Source organism: Scandinavium sp. M-37, assembly GCF_043558715.1.
GTDB lineage: Bacteria > Pseudomonadota > Gammaproteobacteria > Enterobacterales > Enterobacteriaceae > Scandinavium > Scandinavium vulneris_A.
The window spans coordinates 1-16492 of the sequence record NZ_JBIGIN010000033.1; the positions used below are offsets into that span (position 1 = coordinate 1).

General features: G+C 56.5%; 15 protein-coding genes. 7 read left to right on the forward strand and 8 right to left on the reverse strand.

Annotated features, from left to right (window positions below; all coding sequences use genetic code 11):
- Positions 1 to 127: 127 nt before the first annotated feature.
- From ACG0Z5_RS19255 to ACG0Z5_RS19265, 3 genes are read right to left on the reverse strand one after another with little or no spacing between them, the layout of a single operon-like run.
- Positions 128 to 319: a YpfN family protein gene (locus ACG0Z5_RS19255; protein ID WP_319628049.1), complete on the reverse strand. Its 192-nt coding sequence runs from the start codon at positions 317 to 319 to the stop codon at positions 128 to 130.
- A 27-nt stretch (positions 320 to 346) separates the two neighbouring features.
- Positions 347 to 1474, reverse strand: a complete 1128-nt coding sequence (gene dapE, locus ACG0Z5_RS19260; protein WP_319628050.1) for a succinyl-diaminopimelate desuccinylase — start codon at positions 1472 to 1474, stop codon at positions 347 to 349.
- A 3-nt stretch (positions 1475 to 1477) separates the two neighbouring features.
- Positions 1478 to 1831, reverse strand: coding sequence for an ArsC family reductase (locus tag ACG0Z5_RS19265; RefSeq protein ID WP_394450282.1), 354 nt, complete (start codon positions 1829 to 1831; stop codon positions 1478 to 1480).
- A 343-nt stretch (positions 1832 to 2174) separates the two neighbouring features.
- On the opposite strand from ACG0Z5_RS19265, the gene ypfM reads away from it, so the two are divergent.
- On the forward strand, positions 2175 to 2234 hold the full coding sequence (gene ypfM, locus ACG0Z5_RS19270) for a protein YpfM (protein WP_100780840.1): 60 nt from the start codon (positions 2175 to 2177) through the stop codon (positions 2232 to 2234).
- A gap of 102 nt (positions 2235 to 2336) precedes the next feature.
- On the opposite strand, the gene acrD is transcribed toward ypfM, so the two are convergent.
- Positions 2337 to 5450: a multidrug efflux RND transporter permease AcrD gene (acrD, locus tag ACG0Z5_RS19275; RefSeq protein ID WP_394450284.1), complete on the reverse strand. Its 3114-nt coding sequence runs from the start codon at positions 5448 to 5450 to the stop codon at positions 2337 to 2339.
- A 230-nt stretch (positions 5451 to 5680) separates the two neighbouring features.
- On the opposite strand from acrD, the gene nudK reads away from it, so the two are divergent.
- Together nudK and ACG0Z5_RS19285 are read left to right on the forward strand one after the other, a co-directional pair.
- Positions 5681 to 6256, forward strand: coding sequence for a GDP-mannose pyrophosphatase NudK (gene nudK / locus ACG0Z5_RS19280; RefSeq protein ID WP_319628053.1), 576 nt, complete (start codon positions 5681 to 5683; stop codon positions 6254 to 6256).
- 75 nt (positions 6257 to 6331) lie between these two features.
- Positions 6332 to 7378, forward strand: a complete 1047-nt coding sequence (locus ACG0Z5_RS19285) for a DUF1176 domain-containing protein (protein WP_394450285.1) — start codon at positions 6332 to 6334, stop codon at positions 7376 to 7378.
- Between the two features lie 2 nt (positions 7379 to 7380).
- Here the strand turns inward: ACG0Z5_RS19285 and tkt are convergent, their stop codons facing one another.
- Entirely contained in the window at positions 7381 to 9378 is a 1998-nt protein-coding gene (gene tkt / locus ACG0Z5_RS19290) for a transketolase (protein ID WP_394450287.1), read from the reverse strand.
- Positions 9379 to 9399: 21 nt separating this feature from the next.
- Positions 9400 to 10350 (reverse strand): transaldolase, encoded by a 951-nt coding sequence (tal, locus tag ACG0Z5_RS19295; RefSeq protein WP_394450289.1) that lies wholly within the window; start codon positions 10348 to 10350, stop codon positions 9400 to 9402.
- Between the two features lie 221 nt (positions 10351 to 10571).
- Between tal and maeB the strand changes: the two genes are divergently transcribed.
- Positions 10572 to 12851, forward strand: a complete 2280-nt coding sequence (gene maeB, locus ACG0Z5_RS19300; protein ID WP_394450291.1) for an NADP-dependent oxaloacetate-decarboxylating malate dehydrogenase — start codon at positions 10572 to 10574, stop codon at positions 12849 to 12851.
- Between the two features lie 95 nt (positions 12852 to 12946).
- Here the strand turns inward: maeB and hemF are convergent, their stop codons facing one another.
- Together hemF and amiA are read right to left on the reverse strand one after the other, a co-directional pair.
- Entirely contained in the window at positions 12947 to 13846 is a 900-nt protein-coding gene (hemF, locus tag ACG0Z5_RS19305) for an oxygen-dependent coproporphyrinogen oxidase (protein WP_394450292.1), read from the reverse strand.
- Positions 13846 to 14715 carry an N-acetylmuramoyl-L-alanine amidase AmiA gene (amiA, locus tag ACG0Z5_RS19310; protein WP_394450294.1) on the reverse strand — a complete coding sequence of 290 codons (870 nt, stop codon included), beginning with the start codon at positions 14713 to 14715 and terminating at the stop codon, positions 13846 to 13848. Before amiA ends, hemF begins: the two co-directional genes overlap by 1 nt.
- Before the next feature lie 213 nt (positions 14716 to 14928).
- Between amiA and ACG0Z5_RS19315 the strand changes: the two genes are divergently transcribed.
- From ACG0Z5_RS19315 to ACG0Z5_RS19325, 3 genes are read left to right on the forward strand one after another with little or no spacing between them, the layout of a single operon-like run.
- Positions 14929 to 15354, forward strand: coding sequence for a GNAT family acetyltransferase (locus tag ACG0Z5_RS19315; protein ID WP_319628060.1), 426 nt, complete (start codon positions 14929 to 14931; stop codon positions 15352 to 15354).
- The gene (locus ACG0Z5_RS19320) at positions 15341 to 15790 is read left to right on the forward strand and encodes a DUF2919 domain-containing protein (protein WP_394450295.1); all 450 of its coding nucleotides are present in this window, start codon (positions 15341 to 15343) and stop codon (positions 15788 to 15790) included. The genes ACG0Z5_RS19315 and ACG0Z5_RS19320 overlap by 14 nt, the downstream gene beginning before the upstream one ends.
- 60 nt (positions 15791 to 15850) lie before the next feature.
- Complete coding sequence (locus ACG0Z5_RS19325) at positions 15851 to 16438, forward strand: RpoE-regulated lipoprotein (protein ID WP_394450296.1); 588 nt, start codon at positions 15851 to 15853, stop codon at positions 16436 to 16438.
- Positions 16439 to 16492: the final 54 nt, after the last annotated feature.

The following is a 16492-nucleotide window of genomic DNA, read 5'->3' on the forward strand; positions in this document are numbered from 1 at the left end:
GGTTGAGTGGCTGGTTAGTGTTTTGGCGAATACAAAACTAACCACTTTTACCGCCGTTTTCTATTGATTCACGCTTAACCGCGATGAACCATAAAAAAGCGCCCATCGGGCGCTTTTCATGTTTTGCTTAAGGCTTCTTCTTCGGCCACTCGTCGTCGTCATCCCATTTATCGTTGAAATCACGATGCGGGGGAAGGTCCGGCTTGTTTGCCAGAAACTTTTTATGGTCAACGCGCTTGAGATCTTTGATGACGTTTAGGATAACGCCCAACAAAAACACCAGCACCAGGATCCACCAATATTTAGCCAGCCAGTCCATGCCTGATACCTCTTCGAGTGATGCCGCTTACGCGACCAGTTGTTCCATGATCCGCTGATACATCCGGGCCAGAAGCTGCAGGTCGGCGGCGTTAACACATTCATTGATTTTATGAATAGTGGCATTCACCGGACCCAGCTCCACCACCTGGGCGCCCATCTGTGCGATAAAGCGCCCGTCGGAGGTGCCACCCGTGGTCAGCAGCTGCGGTTTAATTTCATTATAGTGCTCAATGGCGTTCACTACCGCATCGACCAGCTTGCCGCGTCCGGTAAGGAACGGTTGGCCTGACACCCACCACTCTACGCTGTAGCGCAGCTGATGTTTCTCCAGCAGCGCCACGACCTTCTGTTTGATCATCTCGTCGGTCAGTTCGGTGCTGAAACGGAAGTTGAACTGCACGAACAGATCGCCCGGGATGACGTTGTTGCTGCCGGTGCCAGCCTTGATATTGGCAATTTGCATGCTGGTCTGCGGGAAGAATTCGTTGCCCTGATCCCACTCGATCTGTACCAGCTCGTTGAGCATTGGTGCCGCGCGGTGAACCGGGTTATCCGCCAGGTGCGGATACGCCACGTGGCCCTGCACGCCATGAATGGTCAGGTTGCAGGTCATCGAGCCGCGACGGCCATTTTTAACCACGTCGCCGACCACTTCGGTGCTGGACGGTTCGCCGACCAGGCAGTAATCGAGACGTTCGTGGCGGGCCATCAGCGCTTCGACTACTTTGACGGTGCCGTGTGTGGCGCTGGCTTCTTCATCGGAGGTAATTAAAAACGCCAGACGGCCTTTATGGTGAGGATGCTGAGCAACGAAGCGCTCAGCTGCGACGACCATTGCCGCCAGTGAGCCTTTCATGTCCGCCGCGCCGCGACCGAACAGCATCCCGTCGCGGATGGTCGGTTCAAACGGGGGATTAATCCAGCGGTCGGCATCGCCTGCTGGCACCACGTCGGTATGGCCTGCAAACGCGAGGGTTTCCCCTTTGCCGCGCCAGGCCCAGAAGTTCTGAGTATCGCCGAAGTCCATTGCTTCAACGGTAAAACCAATCGCACGCAGGCGCTCAATCATCAGCGCCTGGCAACCCGCATCATCGGGGCTAAGAGAAGGGCGGCGAATAAGCTGCTGAGCCAGCTCAATGACCGGGCATGACATACACTACACCTCGTTAAACGTCTGGTAACTGGAATCGCTAAAACCCAGCAGCATAGGCTGACCGGGCGCGTAGAGCAATGGGCGTTTGATGATTGCCGGCATTTCGAGCATCAGCGCGGCGGCGGCATCGGCGTTAGTGATGCTGGCCCGCAGTGATTCATCCAGTTTGCGCCAGGTCGTGCCGCGCGTATTCAGCAGCGCTTCCCAGCCCAGTTCAGCGATAAACGTGTCGAGTAATGCACGGTCAAGGCCGTCTACCCGGTAATCGTGGAAGCGGTAGTCCAGCTGATGGTCTTCCAGCCAGCGGCGGGCCTTCTTAATGGTGTCGCAGTTTTTAATGCCATACATCGTAATCATGATGAATCCTTATGCGCTGTCGCAGGTGAATCGCTCATCTATTTTAATAAGCCCGAAATCATACGCGAAATATGCCCCTGACCCTACTTATCCGCCAGCAAAATATCAACCCACGTAAAGTGCCTGGAATTTCAGTTAAAACGCATAACCATGTGAATTCATGCGAAAGCATGGATGTTTCAAAATATTGCAGTAAATCACATTAAAGTTATGGCTATCGGCCATAGTGACTGTAAACCCCGTGGTACGGTGTCTGGTGACACTTCTCACAGTATTACGTTGCGTCATCTTCACAATTCCGGGCGGTTTTCGTACACTACCCACAATAATAAGAGAGGCTGTTATGATCGAACGTGAACTGGGTAACTGGAAAGATTTTATCGAAGATATGCTTCGTAAATAATCTTTTTGTGGGTAATGCGCGTACTGTTTAAACACATTTGTGCAACACCGCAGCAATAATAAAAGGCGACTTCAGGTCGCCTTTTGCTTTTCATTGTTCAGCTTATTGCGGCTTCTCTTTCAGCGGGAAGCGACGGCGCACTAATACGAAGAACAGCGGCACGAAGAAGATAGCCAGAACGGTGGCGGAAATCATCCCGCCGATCACGCCAGTCCCGACCGCGTGCTGGCTGCCAGAGCCTGCGCCGGTGCTGGTGGCCATCGGCAGCACGCCGAAGATAAACGCCAGCGAGGTCATCAGAATCGGACGCAGACGCTGGCGACAGGCATACAGCGTGGCCTCCAGCAAATCACGGCCTTTCTCATTCATCTCGTTGGCAAACTCGACGATCAGAATGGCGTTCTTCGCCGCGAGGCCGATAACCGTCAGCAGCCCCACCTGGAAGTAAACGTCATTTTCGAGCCCGCGCATCCAGGTGGCGAACAGCGCGCCGATAACCCCAAGCGGCACCACCAGCATCACCGAGAACGGTACTGACCAGCTCTCATACAGCGCCGCCAGACACAGGAACACCACCAGCAGCGAAATTGCATACAGGGCCGGGGCCTGCGCTCCCGAGAGACGTTCCTGATACGACATCGCCGTCCATTCCAGACCAAAACCGGTCGGCAACTGGGTGACCAGGTTTTCCATGATTTGCATCGCGGTGCCGGTACTCACCCCCGGGGCGGCTTCTCCGACAATTTCCAGGGCGGAATAGCCGTTGTAGCGCTCCAGACGCGGGGAGCCGGTTTCCCAGCGCGAGGTGGCGAAGGCCGAGAAGGGCACCATCCCACCGTCGCTGTTACGCACATACCAATAGTTAATGTCATCCGGCAACATGCGATACGGCGCGGCGGACTGGACGTACACTTTCTTGGTACGGCCCCGGTCCATAAAGTCGTTCACGTAATCCGAGCCCCAGGCGGTTTGCATGGTGTCATTGATATCGTCAATCGACACCCCGAGCGCCTGCGCCTTGCGCTGGTCGATATCGATTTGCAGCTGCGGGCTGTCATCGAGGCCGTTATGGCGGACGCGGGTCAGTTGCGGATTATCGTTAGCAAGATCCAGCAGTTTGTCGCGTGCCGCCATCAGGGCGTCATGCCCCAGTCCGGCGTGATCCTGCAGCTCCATATCGAACCCCGCCGAGCTACCCAGGCCGCTGATCGCCGCTGGGCTGTTGGCAAATACGCGGGCTTCTTTAATGTCATTAAACGCTTTGGTGGCGCGTTCGATAATCGCAAACGAGGTGCCGGTTTTGGTATCGCGATCGTCCCAGTCTTTCAGGCGGATAAACATCCGCGCTACGTTCTGGCCGTTACCGCCGGGGCCGGAGCCGATAGTGGCAAATATCGATGCGACGTTAGCCTGCTCATTTTTAAAGAAGTAGTCTTCGACCTTTTCCACTACTTTCAGCGTCTGTTGCTGGGTGGCACCGCTTGGCAGCTGGATGGAGGTCAGGAACATGCCGCGGTCTTCCTGTGGCAGGAAGGAGGTCGGCAGTTTGAGGAACAGGAACACCATCCCGCCGAGCAGCAGGGCGTAAATCAGGATCCAGCGCAGGCTGCGATGCAGGATTTTACCGACCCGCGTTTCATAGCGTTGAGCGCTTTTGTCGAACATCCGGTTGAACCAGCCGAAGAAGCCCTTCTGGCCGTGCTGTTCGCCCTTATGCAGCGGCTTGAGCATGGTGGCGCACAGGGCAGGGGTCAGGATCATCGCCACCAACACCGACAGTACCATTGCCGAGACAATCGTTACCGAGAACTGACGATAAATCGCCCCGGTGGTGCCGCCGAAGAAGGCCATCGGAATAAAGACCGCCGATAGCACCATCGCGATGCCGACCAGTGCGCCCTGAATTTGTCCCATCGATTTGCGCGTCGCTTCTCGGGGCGAAAGCCCTTCGGTGGTCATGATGCGCTCAACGTTTTCCACCACGACGATGGCGTCATCCACCAGCAGGCCGATAGCCAGCACCATCGCGAACATCGTCAGGGTGTTTATCGAATAACCGAACGCGTACAAAATGGTGAAGGTGCCCATTAATACCACCGGCACGGCGATGGTCGGAATAAGCGTGGCGCGGAAGTTTTGCAGGAACAGATACATCACCAGGAACACCAGGGCGATCGCTTCCAGCAGCGTTTTCACCACGTCGTGAATCGAGGCTTTAACAAACGAGGTGGTCTCGTAGGCAATCTTGTATTCGAGCCCGTGGGGGAAGTACTGCGAGAGTTCATCGAGTCGGGCCAGCGTCGCTTCAGCGGTCTGCATTTCGTTGGCACCGGAGGCGAGCTGGACCCCTAAGCCGGAGGCCGGTTTACGGTTATAGCGGCTCAGGTAATCGTAGTTTTCCGCACCAAGTTCCACCGTGGCGACATCGCCCAGGGTGACCATTGAACCGTCTTTATTCACCCGCAGGGTGATATCGCGGAACTGCTGCGGGGTTTGCAGCAGCGACTGGGCGTTGACCGTGGCGTTCAGCGCCTGTTTGTTGACCGACGGTGTACCGCCCAACTGACCGACCGCCACCTGGGCGTTCTGCGAGCTGACCGCGTTGGTGACGTCCTGGGTGGTCATCTGGTAGCTATTGAGCTTCGCCGGATCGAGCCAGATGCGCATCGAATACTGTGAACCGTAGGCGCTGATGTTACCCACGCCGTTCACGCGGCTCAGCGGTTCCTGCACGTTACTGGCCACGTAGTCGGCGATATCCTGCTTATCCATGCTGCCATCCGTTGAGACGAAGGCAATGGTCAGAATATTGGTATCCCCGGTTTTACGCACCGTGACGCCCTGGTCCTGCACGGCCTGCGGCAGTTTTTTCAACGCCGACTGCAGCTGGTTTTGCACCTGCTGCATCGCTTCGTTCGGATCGGTGCCCGCGGCAAAGGTAATGGTGATCGTCGCCTGGCCGGCAGAGCTGCTCTGGGACGACATGTACATCATGTTATCGAGCCCGGTCATGTTCTGCTCAATGACCTGGGTGACCGTATTTTCAAGGGTCTGCGCGGAAGCACCGGGATAATTGGCGGTGATGCGCACGTTAGGCGGTGCGAGATCGGGATATTGCTCAACGGGTAAAGACAAAATGGCCAGCGTCCCCGTCAGACACAACAGGATAGCCAGCACCCAGGCAAAAATGGGGCGATCGATAAAGAAATTCGCCATTGGAATCGGGACCTCATTACGCGTATTTTTTTGTTATGACAGGCGTTGAATACTGTAGCGGCAAGGCCTGGGCGAAACGTGGAGAAAATAAGGAGATAGTGTAAATTATGGTGCTGCTTTTAAGCATAAATATACACAAACCCTTCCTGCTTCAAATTGAAACCAGCGTAACGACAAACGTTGCCACGACGAGTAGACTGAGACGCAAATTCTGACGCTGTGGAGCCGTAATGTCATTCAATATCGAAATTATCAAAGACAAAATCCTGTCGGAAAATTACTTCGTCCTGCGCAACATCACCTACGATTTGACGCGCAAGGATGGGGAAGTCATTCGCCACAAGCGTGAAGTTTACGATCGTGGTAACGGGGCGACCATCCTGCTGTATAACCCACAGAAGAAAACCGTGGTGCTGGTGCGCCAGTTCCGCGTGGCGACCTGGGTTAACGGCAATGCGGACGGCAGGCTGATTGAAACCTGCGCCGGGCTGCTCGATGACGATGAGCCGGAAGCGTGCATTCGCAAAGAAGCGGTGGAGGAAACCGGTTATCGGGTTGACCAGGTGCGCAAAGTCTTCGAGCTGTATATGTCTCCAGGTGGCGTGACCGAACTGGTGCATTTTTTTGTCGCTGAATACCACGAAAGTCTGCGCGCCACGGCGGGTGGCGGCGTCGAAGATGAAGATATCGAGGTGCTGGAGATGCCGTTCGAGCAGGCGCTGGCGATGGTCAAACGCGGTGAGATCCGCGACGGTAAAGCGGTCATCCTGCTGCAATATTTGCATACCAGCGGTTTAATGGACTAATCCGATTGAGTAAGAGGTGGCCGCCAGGCGAGGATACGCGCAGTTTTAAGCGTCTTTCTGTTCTGGGGTCATCTCGTGTATCACCGTCTCTTTTTCCTTTTGCTGCTGGTCGGGTTACCGTCGACGCTGACGTGGGCTGCGCCTGTGCAACAGGAATTCAGCGACTGGCAGGTCACCTGTAACAATCAGAATTTCTGCACCGCGCGTAACGTCGGCCTACATCATGGCCTGGTGATGACCCTCACCCGCAGCGCGGGCGCACACAATGATTCCACCTTACGAATCGAACTGGGCGGCCCGGAAAACGTGCTGCCCAAAATCGCGCCGATAGCGCCGCGTTTGCTGCTCGACGGTGCGCCGTTAAAGCTGCCGGGTGAACACTGGCAGATAACGCCATGGCATCTCAGCAGCACTGACAGCGCCACTATCAACGCTTTTCTCGAACACATTCAGGATGCGCAGGCGCTGACCCTGGTGCGGGGCACGCAAAACATCTCATTGCAGGGCCTCAAAGCGGCGCTGCTGTTTGTGGATGACAGGCAAAAGCGTGTCGGCAGTGAAACCGCGTGGATTGGCAAAGGCGACGATCCGCCGCTGAGCGTGCCGCCCGCCCCGGCGCTGAAAACGGTGGTGAAGGTGAATCCGACCCCGACGCCGTTCAGCCGCGAAGAGTTTAACGCATTGCTTGATTACGGCACGATGCGCATGAACAACAGTCAGTGTTCGCTCGACCCACTGCGTCGTGAAGTGTGGGTCACACCGCTGACCGATGATAAAGCGCTGTTGATGCAAAGCTGTGAGTCGGGCGCGTACAACACCATCTATCGCGCCTGGCTGGTCACCCGACAGAAACCGTTTGTCGCGCAGGCCGTGCGGCTTCGGCTGCCGTTCCAGCCAGCGGACAGCGATGAACGCGAAATAGAATTGGTTAATCTGACCTTTGATGAAAAAACGCGAGAGTTAGCCACGCTGGATAAAGGCCGTGGTCAGGGCGACTGCGGGGTGCAAACGCGCTGGCGTTATGATGGCCAGCGCTTCCGCCTGGTGCGTTATGCCGGTCAACCGACCTGCGATAACTGGCAGGGGCCAGATGCCTGGCCCACTCTCTGGATAACAAGATGATATTATTTCCGGCCTAGCACTTTCTTCGCTTTCTCGACAATATTCTCCACCGTAAACCCGAAGAACGGGAACAGCTTGTCGGCTGGGGCCGATTCGCCGAAGGTGGTCATGCCGACAATCGCGCCTTTCAGGCCGACGTATTTGTACCAGTAGTCGGCAATGCCGGCTTCGACCGCCACGCGGGCAGAGACGTCAGACGGCAGCACCGATTCCCGATACGCTTCATCCTGGGCGTCAAATGCATCGGTCGACGGGAGGGAGACCACCCGCACGCTGTGTCCGTCGGCGCGCAGTTTTTCCGCCGCCAGCACGGTTATCTCCACTTCCGACCCCGTCGCAATCAGAATGATATCCGGCTTGCCGCCCGCGTCCTTCAGGATGTAGCCCCCACGCGCGATGGCCTTCACCTGGTCTGGGGTACGTTCCATTTGGGCCAGATTCTGGCGGGAGAGGATCAATGCGGTTGGCCCGGTATGACGTTCGACGGCCGCTTTCCACGCCACCGCAGTTTCAACCTGATCGCACGGTCGCCAGGTGCTGAAATTCGGCGTCAGACGCAGGCTGGCAAGCTGTTCCACCGCCTGGTGCGTCGGCCCATCTTCACCCAGCCCGATGGAGTCGTGGGTGTAGACCATGATTTGCCGGGCCTTCATCAGCGCCGCCATACGTGCCGCGTTGCGGGCGTACTCGACGAACATCAGGAAGGTGGCGGTATAGGGCACAAAACCGCCGTGATGGGCGATGCCGTTGGCGATGGCGGTCATCCCGAATTCACGCACCCCGTAGTGAATGTAGTTCCCGGCGAGAGAGTCTTTCAGCGAGACCGACTCTTTCCAGATAGTCAGGTTACTCGGGGCGAGATCGGCAGAACCGCCCAGCAGTTCGGGCAGGATTGGCCCATAGGCGTTGAGCGTATTTTGTGAGGCTTTGCGACTGGCGATTTTTGCCGGTTCCGACTGCAGTTTCTGGATGTAATCCACCGTGGTTTTTTGCCAGCTTTCCGGCAGTTCACCGCTCATCCGTCGCAGGAATTCAGCGGCCAGCTCCGGATGTGCTTTTTTATAGGCGGCGAGTTTCTCATTCCAGCTTTGTTGGGCTTTTTCCCCTTTCTGATGGGCGTCCCAGCCGGTGTAAATCTCTTTCGGGATCTCAAACGGCGGGTACTTCCAGCCGAGCTGTTTCCGCGCCAGGGCGACTTCTTCTTCACCCAGCGCCGCGCCGTGTGATTCCTCTTTCCCGGCTTTATTCGGCGAACCGAAGCCAATCACCGTCCGGCAGATAATCAGCGACGGCTTGTCCGTCACGCTTTGCGCTTCAATAATCGCCTTTTTCACCGCCTCCGGGTCATGCCCGTCGACGTCATGCACCACGTGCCAGTGATAGGCTTCGAAGCGTTTGGCGGTGTCATCGGTGAACCAGCCCTCGGTTTCACCGTCAATCGAGATGCCGTTACTGTCATAGAAGCCAATCAGTTTGCCCAGCCCCAGCGTGCCCGCCAGCGAGCAGACTTCGTGCGAAATGCCTTCCATCAGGCAACCGTCGCCCATGAAAACGTAGGTGTAGTGATCGACAATCTCATGGTCCGGTTGGTTAAACTGCGCCGCCAGCGTGCGTTCAGCAATCGCCAGACCCACCGCATTCGCCAGCCCCTGACCGAGCGGCCCGGTGGTGGTTTCAATCCCGGGGGTATAGCCGATTTCCGGGTGCCCTGGGGTTTTGGAATGCAGCTGACGGAAGTTTTTCAGCTCTTCCATGGGCAGATCGTAGCCGGTCAGATGCAGCAGGCTGTACAGCAGCATCGAGGCGTGACCGTTGGAGAGAATAAAGCGGTCACGATCGTACCAGTGGGGATCGGTCGGGTTGTGCTTGAGGAAATCATTCCACAGCACTTCGGCAATGTCTGCCATCCCCATCGGCGCACCGGGATGGCCGGAATTGGCTTTCTGCACGGCGTCCATACTCAGGGCGCGAATCGCGTTGGCTAGCTCTCTACGGGACATAAAATTCCTCCGTGGCAAAAGTTACAGTTTGGCGGCAAGCAGGTCTTCCAGTTTGCGCTGGTCGACGGCGAACAGGCGGATACCTTCCGCCAGCTTATCGACCGCCATGGGATCCTGATTATGCTCCCAGCGGAATTCAGCTTCGGTCAGCGGGGTAGGACGATTGAAGTACTGGGCGGTCGGGATAAGCTTGCGTTCGACCAGCTCTTCTTTCTCTTGCAGCTCTTTGAGCAGCGCCGGGGCGATGGTCAAACGGTCACAGCCCGCCAGGGCCAGAATTTGTTCGGTGCGGCGGAAGCTCGCGCCCATCACGATGGTTTCATAGCGGTGCTGTTTGAAGTAATCATAAATATTGCGCACCGATTTCACGCCTGGATCTTCTTCCACCACGTACGGGTCCATCGGTTCCCGCTGCTGATACCAGTCGTAAATACGCCCGACGAACGGGGAGATCAGGAACACGCCCGCTTCGGCGCAGGCGCGGGCCTGGGCGAAGGAGAACAGCAGCGTCAGGTTGCAGTGAATACCTTCTTTTTCCAGCACTTCGGCAGCGCGAATGCCTTCCCAGGTTGAGGCGAGTTTGATAAGGATCCGCGATTTGTCGATGCCCTGATCGGCATACAGCTCAACCAGATGGCGCGCTTTGGCTATGCTTTTTTCCTGGTTGAACGACAGGCGGGCATCCACTTCGGTGGACACACGGCCGGGGATGCTTTTCAGAATTTCCGCACCGAAGCTGACCGCCAGTTTGTCGCAGGCATCACTGACCTGCTGCTCGCGGCTGCTACCCTGTTTTTTGGCATACGCCACCGCGTCGTCGAGCAGGTGGCCATAATGCTCAAGGCCGGCGGCCTTCAGCAACAGCGAAGGGTTGGTGGTGGCATCTTCCGGTTGATAGTGGCGAATGGATTCGATATCGCCGCTGTCGGCGACCACGGTGGTGAACTTCTTGATTCCGTCTAGCTGGTTCATGAAAAGAGACTCCTTATTACGTCATGCATAACTAAAAAGCATAGCAGACGGGTACGCCTTGGTTTACGACACCCCTTAACAGGAGTGTTAAAAATTAATAACAAAAGCGCGTTTTCATGACGAGAGTATGGCGGCCTTCAAAGTTTACGCAGCCGCGAACGGCGATACTCAGGAGTTAACACCGGGAACACTTTTCTGACGTGACGTAAAAGGAACATAGAATGGATGACCAGTTGAAACAAAGCGCCCTCGATTTCCATGAATTCCCAACGCCGGGGAAAATTCAGGTCTCTCCGACCAAACCGCTGGCGACGCAGCGTGACTTGGCGCTGGCCTATTCGCCGGGCGTTGCTGCCCCGTGCCTCGAAATCGAAAAAGATCCGCTGGCGGCCTTCAAATATACCGCCCGTGGCAATCTGGTGGCGGTGGTGTCGAACGGCACCGCGGTGCTGGGGCTGGGCAATATCGGCGCGCTGGCCGGGAAACCGGTCATGGAAGGCAAAGGGGTACTGTTCAAAAAATTTGCCGGGATTGACGTGTTCGATATCGAAATTGACGAACTCGATCCGGATAAGCTGATTGATGTGGTAGCGGCCCTGGAGCCGACGTTCGGCGGCATCAACCTGGAAGATATCAAAGCACCGGAGTGCTTCTACATCGAGCAGAAGCTGCGCGAGCGCATGAAAATCCCGGTGTTCCACGACGATCAGCACGGCACGGCGATCATCAGCACCGCAGCCATTCTCAACGGCCTGCGCGTGGTTGAGAAAAACCTGTCTGATGTGCGGATGGTGGTTTCCGGCGCGGGTGCCGCAGCGATTGCCTGTATGAACCTGCTGGTGGTGCTCGGGATGCAGAAGCACAACATCGTGGTCTGCGACTCCAAAGGCGTTATCTACAAAGACCGCGAGCCGAACATGGCGGAAACCAAAGCCGCCTACGCGGTGGTCGATGACGGCAAACGCACCCTGGATGACGTGATTGAAGGGGCCGACATCTTCCTCGGCTGTTCAGGCCCGAAAGTGCTCACCCAGGAGATGGTCAAGAAAATGGCGCGCGCGCCAATGATCCTCGCCCTGGCCAATCCGGAGCCGGAAATTCTGCCGCCGCTGGCGAAAGAAGTGCGTCCTGACGCGATAATTTGCACCGGACGTTCCGACTACCCGAACCAGGTCAACAACGTGCTGTGCTTCCCGTTCATCTTCCGTGGGGCGCTGGACGTAGGTGCGACCGCGATCAACGAAGAGATGAAACTGGCGGCGGTTCATGCCATCGCAGAACTGGCGCACGCGGAGCAGAGCGAAGTGGTGGCCTCGGCCTATGGCGATCAGGACCTGAGCTTCGGCCCGGAGTACATCATTCCGAAACCGTTTGACCCGCGTCTGATTGTTAAAATCGCCCCGGCGGTGGCCAAAGCGGCGATGGATTCCGGCGTGGCGACGCGTCCGATTGCCGATTTTGCGGCGTACGAAGAGAAGCTGAGCGAGTTCGTCTACAAAACCAACCTGTTCATGAAACCGATTTTCTCTCAGGCGCGCAAAGAGCCGAAGCGCGTGGTGCTGGCGGAAGGCGAAGACACCCGCGTCCTGCATGCCACCCAGGAGCTGATCACTCTTGGCCTTGCCAAACCTATCCTGATTGGTCGTCCGAATGTCATCGAAATGCGCCTGCAAAAACTGGGGCTACAGATGAAGCCGGGCGTCGATTTCGACATCGTGAATAACGAATCCGATCCGCGCTTTAAAGAGTACTGGATGGAGTACTACAACATCATGAAGCGCCGGGGGATAACCCAGGAACAGGCGCAGCGGCATGTGATCAGCAACACTACGGTGATCGGCGCGATCATGGTTCAGCGTGGTGAAGCGGATGCGCTGATTTGCGGCACGATTGGTGATTATCACGAGCATTTCAACGTCATTCAGCAGCTGTTTGGCTACCGCGACGGCGTGCATACGGCGGGGGCGATGAACGCGCTGCTGCTGCCGAGCGGCAACACCTTTATCGCGGATACCTACGTTAACGACGATCCGACCCCGGAGCAGTTAGCGGAGATTACGCTGATGGCGGCAGAAACCGTGCGTCGCTTCGGGATTGAGCCGCGTGTGGCGCTGTTGTCGCACTCTAACTTTGGTTCGTCTAACTGTGCGGCCGCGACCAAAATGCGTAACACGCTCGATTTGGTGCGCGAGCGCGATCCGGAGCTGATGATTGACGGAGAGATGCACGGCGATGCCGCGCTGGTGGAAAGCATTCGTCACGAACGTATGCCGGACAGCCCGCTGAAAGGGGCGGCGAATATTCTGGTGATGCCAAATATGGAAGCCGCGCGAATCAGCTATAACCTGCTGCGGGTGTCGAGTTCAGAAGGGGTGACCGTCGGGCCGGTGCTGATGGGCGTGGCGAAACCGGTGCATATTCTGACCCCGATTGCCTCGGTGCGTCGAATCGTGAATATGGTCGCGCTGGCGGTGGTTGAAGCACAGACTGAACCGCTGTAAAAGCCATTACCCTCACCCTAACCCTCTCCCTAAAAGGGAGAGGGGATCTTCTTTTCTCCCTCGCCCCTCTGGGGAGAGGGCCGGGGTGAGGGGATTTAAACCCAGTCCCGAACCTGAATAAACTCACTCAAGGCAGCCTCCGGGCTGCCTTCTTCTGGCTGATAGTTATACTCCCAGCGCACCAGCGGCGGCATCGACATCAGAATCGACTCCGTGCGGCCACCGGTCTGCAAACCAAACAGCGTGCCGCGATCCCACACCAGATTGAACTCCACGTAACGGCCCCGGCGATAAAGCTGGAAGTCGCGCTCGCGTTCGCCCCATGCCAGCGCTTTTCGGCGTTCAACAATCGGCAGATAGGCCTCGGTATAGCCGTCACCCACCGCCTGCATAAAGGCGAAGCACTGGTCGAAATCAGGGGTGTTTAAATCATCAAAGAACAGGCCGCCAATGCCGCGCTGTTCGTTGCGATGCTTGAGGACGAAGTAGTCGTCGCACCATTTTTTGTAGCGCGGATAGACATCCTCCCCAAATGGCAGGCAGAGACTGCGGGCAACGCTGTGCCAGTGCACCGCATCGTCTTCAAAACCGTAATAGGGCGTTAAATCGAAGCCGCCACCAAACCACCAAACCGGATCTGCGCCCTCTTTTTCGGCGATGAAGAACCGCACGTTGGCATGGCTGGTGGGCACGAACGGGTTGCGCGGATGCACTACCAGCGACACGCCCATCGCTTCGAAGCGACGGCCTGCCAGTTCCGGGCGATGGGCGGTAGCCGAGGCGGGCATTGCATCACCGTAAACGTGGCTGAAGTTGACGCCCGCCTGTTCAAACACGCCGCCGTCGCGCAGTACGCGGCTACGCCCACCACCGCCTGCGTCGCGCTGCCAGCTATCTTCGACAAAATCATGCCCGTCGACTGCGGCGAGCTGCTGGCAGATTCGATCCTGAAGACTCAGTAGAAAGGTTTTTACCTGTGCGGCATCCGGTTTCATTAACGTCTCTTCACATGCGCTTTCTGGTTATCAAACCAGTTGAAATAACTGACGATGCCGGAGGCAATCGCGTTGGCAATTTTCTGCCGGAAGGCGGCGGTGCCCAGCAGCTTTTCTTCGCCCGGGTTGGTGATAAACGAGGTTTCCACCAGCACCGACGGGATCGACGGCGACTTCAGCACCACAAACGCCGCCTGTTCAGTATTACGGCTGTGCAGGCGATGCACCGGTTTAATCTGTTTCAGGATATGCGACCCGAGGGTCAGGCTGTTCTTGATAGTGTCCGTTTGCACCAGATCGAACAGCACCTGCTGTAACAGGTGATCTTTATCCAACGCCTTCTTACCCGCCAGCTCATCGACGGCGTTTTCCTTATCGGAAAGGTATTTCGCCATGGCGCTACTCGCCCCACGGTTAGAGAGCGCAAACACCGATGCGCCAGCGGCACTCGGGTTGGTAAACCCGTCGGCGTGGATGGACATAAACAGGTCGGCGCCGTGCTTGTGCGCGATTTCAACCCGATCATATAGCGGAATAAACGTGTCGCCGGTGCGGGTCAAGCGGGCATCAATGCCGTGACCGCGCAGAATCGAACGCACGTTTTTGGCGATCGCCAGTACCACATGTTTCTCTTTAGAACCGCCGTGGCCTATGGCCCCGGTATCAATGCCGCCGTGACCCGGATCGAGCACCACAATTCGTTTGGCCCTGCTTTTTTTCGCGGCAGGTTTACTGTGACCGTTGCTGGTTTTCAGCGTTTCTTCTTTGGCAATGGCGTTTGACATGCCGGACAGGGTCAATGCAGCCAGTCCGGCTTTCAGCACCTGGCGGCGCGAAGCGAGTATTTTTAAGGGTTTGAAAGTGCTCATGCGGCCCGAGTTGTAATAATGATTAATCCATGTGTTATATCGTATCGTGTTTTCCGTTACGACAGTCCGGGATGAGAATTGTTTTACTTTTCATTTCAATACGTGACAATGCGACATTATGCCATTTTTTTGAGCTTGATTGCGCAGATATTGGAATATTAGGACGTTCACGCCATAATCACTGTTTTTATACCTAAGAAGATGGGCAATACCATGGAGATTCGCGTTTTTCGCCAGTCCGATTTCGAAGAGGTTATTACGCTCTGGGAGCGTTGCGAGCTGTTACGCCCATGGAACGACCCGGAAATGGATATCGAACGTAAGCTCAACCACGACGTGAGCCTTTTCCTGGTCGCGGAGGTGAACGGGGAAGTGGTCGGGACGGTGATGGGCGGCTACGATGGTCATCGCGGCTCGGCCTATTACCTCGGCGTTCATCCGGAATACCGTGGTCGCGGCATCGCCAATGCGTTGCTCAGTCGTCTTGAGAAAAAACTGATTGCACGCGGGTGTCCAAAACTTCAGATCATGGTGCGGGAAGATAATGATATGGTTCAGGGCATGTATGAGCGCCTCGGCTATGAACATGCTGATGTGGTTGTGCTCGGTAAGCGCCTGATTGAAGATGAAGAATATTGATTTTTTGCCGTCGGCATACGATGGTCACGGGCGGCTTCGGCTGCCTTTTGTGTTCTGGGGCGTGTTGTTATTGCAGGCGCGAACCTGGGTGCTATTTGTGATGGCCGGAGCGTCACGCCAGCAGGGCGATACGCTGCTGAATCTGTTCTATCCCGATCACGACAATTTCTGGCTGGGTCTGCTGCCGGGCTTGCCCGCGGTGGTCGCCTTTTTAATCAGTGGGCGACGTCATCAGATTCCACGCCTGTGGGCAGGAATGCGCTGGCTACTGATGGTGGCTCAGCTCTCGCTGTTGGTCTGGCAGCCGCTGTTATGGTGGCAGGGCGAGCCGCTGTCCGGCGTCGGACTGGCGCTGGTGATTGTTGACGGTTTTGCTCTCTGGTGGCTGTTCAGCAACCGCCGTTTACGCGCCTGTTTTGCCCCACCCGAGGATTAATGGCACTTTTCTGCCATTCTGGACTCCAACAGGCGTTGTTTTACATACAAGGATCCTGGAATGAAATCATTGCGTTTATTGCTCTGCGCGCTGCCTCTGGCTTTAACCGGCTGTGCCACCGTTAGCTCAGGCTTCAGCTCGGTAAACTGGTCGGCAGCCTATCCGTGGAACTGGTTTGGTTCCTCAATGGAAATCACCGAGCTGGGCGTGGGCAAACTGACCGCCTCAACGCCAATGGATGAGAAGGCCATCGACGATGCGCTGGACGGCGACTATCGTCTGCGCACGGGGATGAAAACTGACCACGGCCAGATCGTCAAATACGTTGAAGCGCTGAAAGACGATAAGGTGGCGCTGGTGGTGAACGGCGACGCGGGCACCGTCAGCCAGATTGAGGTGCTGGATAACGATATCGCCGCCGCCGATGGCACCAAAATCGGGACCCCGTTCAGTGACGTTTACAGCAAAGCCTTCGGCAACTGCGAGAAAGCCAGCGGTGATGACAGTACCAGCGTCATGTGTAAGGCCAAGGACAGCCAGCATATCAGCTACCTGTTTAGCGGCAGTTGGGGCGGCCCGCAGGAACTGATGCCGCCGGACGACTCCCTTAAATTCTGGAAAGTCAGCAAGATTATCTGGCGCCGTTAATTTGCGCACGAGCAAGCTGTCTCCATGAAAAAGCGGGTATAATCCGCTCTATCA

Excerpts from the sequence above, each read along its gene's own strand:
- ACG0Z5_RS19255 (WP_319628049.1), bottom strand. The coding sequence starts at position 319 with ATGGACTGGCTGGCTAAATATTGGTGGATCCTGGTGCTGGTGTTTTTG.
- dapE (WP_319628050.1), bottom strand. The coding sequence starts at position 1,474 with ATGTCATGCCCGGTCATTGAGCTGGCTCAGCAGCTTATTCGCCGCCCT.
- ACG0Z5_RS19265 (WP_394450282.1), bottom strand. The coding sequence starts at position 1,831 with ATGATTACGATGTATGGCATTAAAAACTGCGACACCATTAAGAAGGCC.
- acrD (WP_394450284.1), bottom strand. The coding sequence starts at position 5,450 with ATGGCGAATTTCTTTATCGATCGCCCCATTTTTGCCTGGGTGCTGGCT.
- nudK (WP_319628053.1), top strand. The coding sequence starts at position 5,681 with ATGTCATTCAATATCGAAATTATCAAAGACAAAATCCTGTCGGAAAAT.
- tkt (WP_394450287.1), bottom strand. The coding sequence starts at position 9,378 with ATGTCCCGTAGAGAGCTAGCCAACGCGATTCGCGCCCTGAGTATGGAC.
- tal (WP_394450289.1), bottom strand. The coding sequence starts at position 10,350 with ATGAACCAGCTAGACGGAATCAAGAAGTTCACCACCGTGGTCGCCGAC.
- maeB (WP_394450291.1), top strand. The coding sequence starts at position 10,572 with ATGGATGACCAGTTGAAACAAAGCGCCCTCGATTTCCATGAATTCCCA.
- hemF (WP_394450292.1), bottom strand. The coding sequence starts at position 13,846 with ATGAAACCGGATGCCGCACAGGTAAAAACCTTTCTACTGAGTCTTCAG.
- amiA (WP_394450294.1), bottom strand. The coding sequence starts at position 14,715 with ATGAGCACTTTCAAACCCTTAAAAATACTCGCTTCGCGCCGCCAGGTG.
- ACG0Z5_RS19315 (WP_319628060.1), top strand. The coding sequence starts at position 14,929 with ATGGAGATTCGCGTTTTTCGCCAGTCCGATTTCGAAGAGGTTATTACG.
- ACG0Z5_RS19320 (WP_394450295.1), top strand. The coding sequence starts at position 15,341 with ATGAAGAATATTGATTTTTTGCCGTCGGCATACGATGGTCACGGGCGG.
- ACG0Z5_RS19325 (WP_394450296.1), top strand. The coding sequence starts at position 15,851 with ATGAAATCATTGCGTTTATTGCTCTGCGCGCTGCCTCTGGCTTTAACC.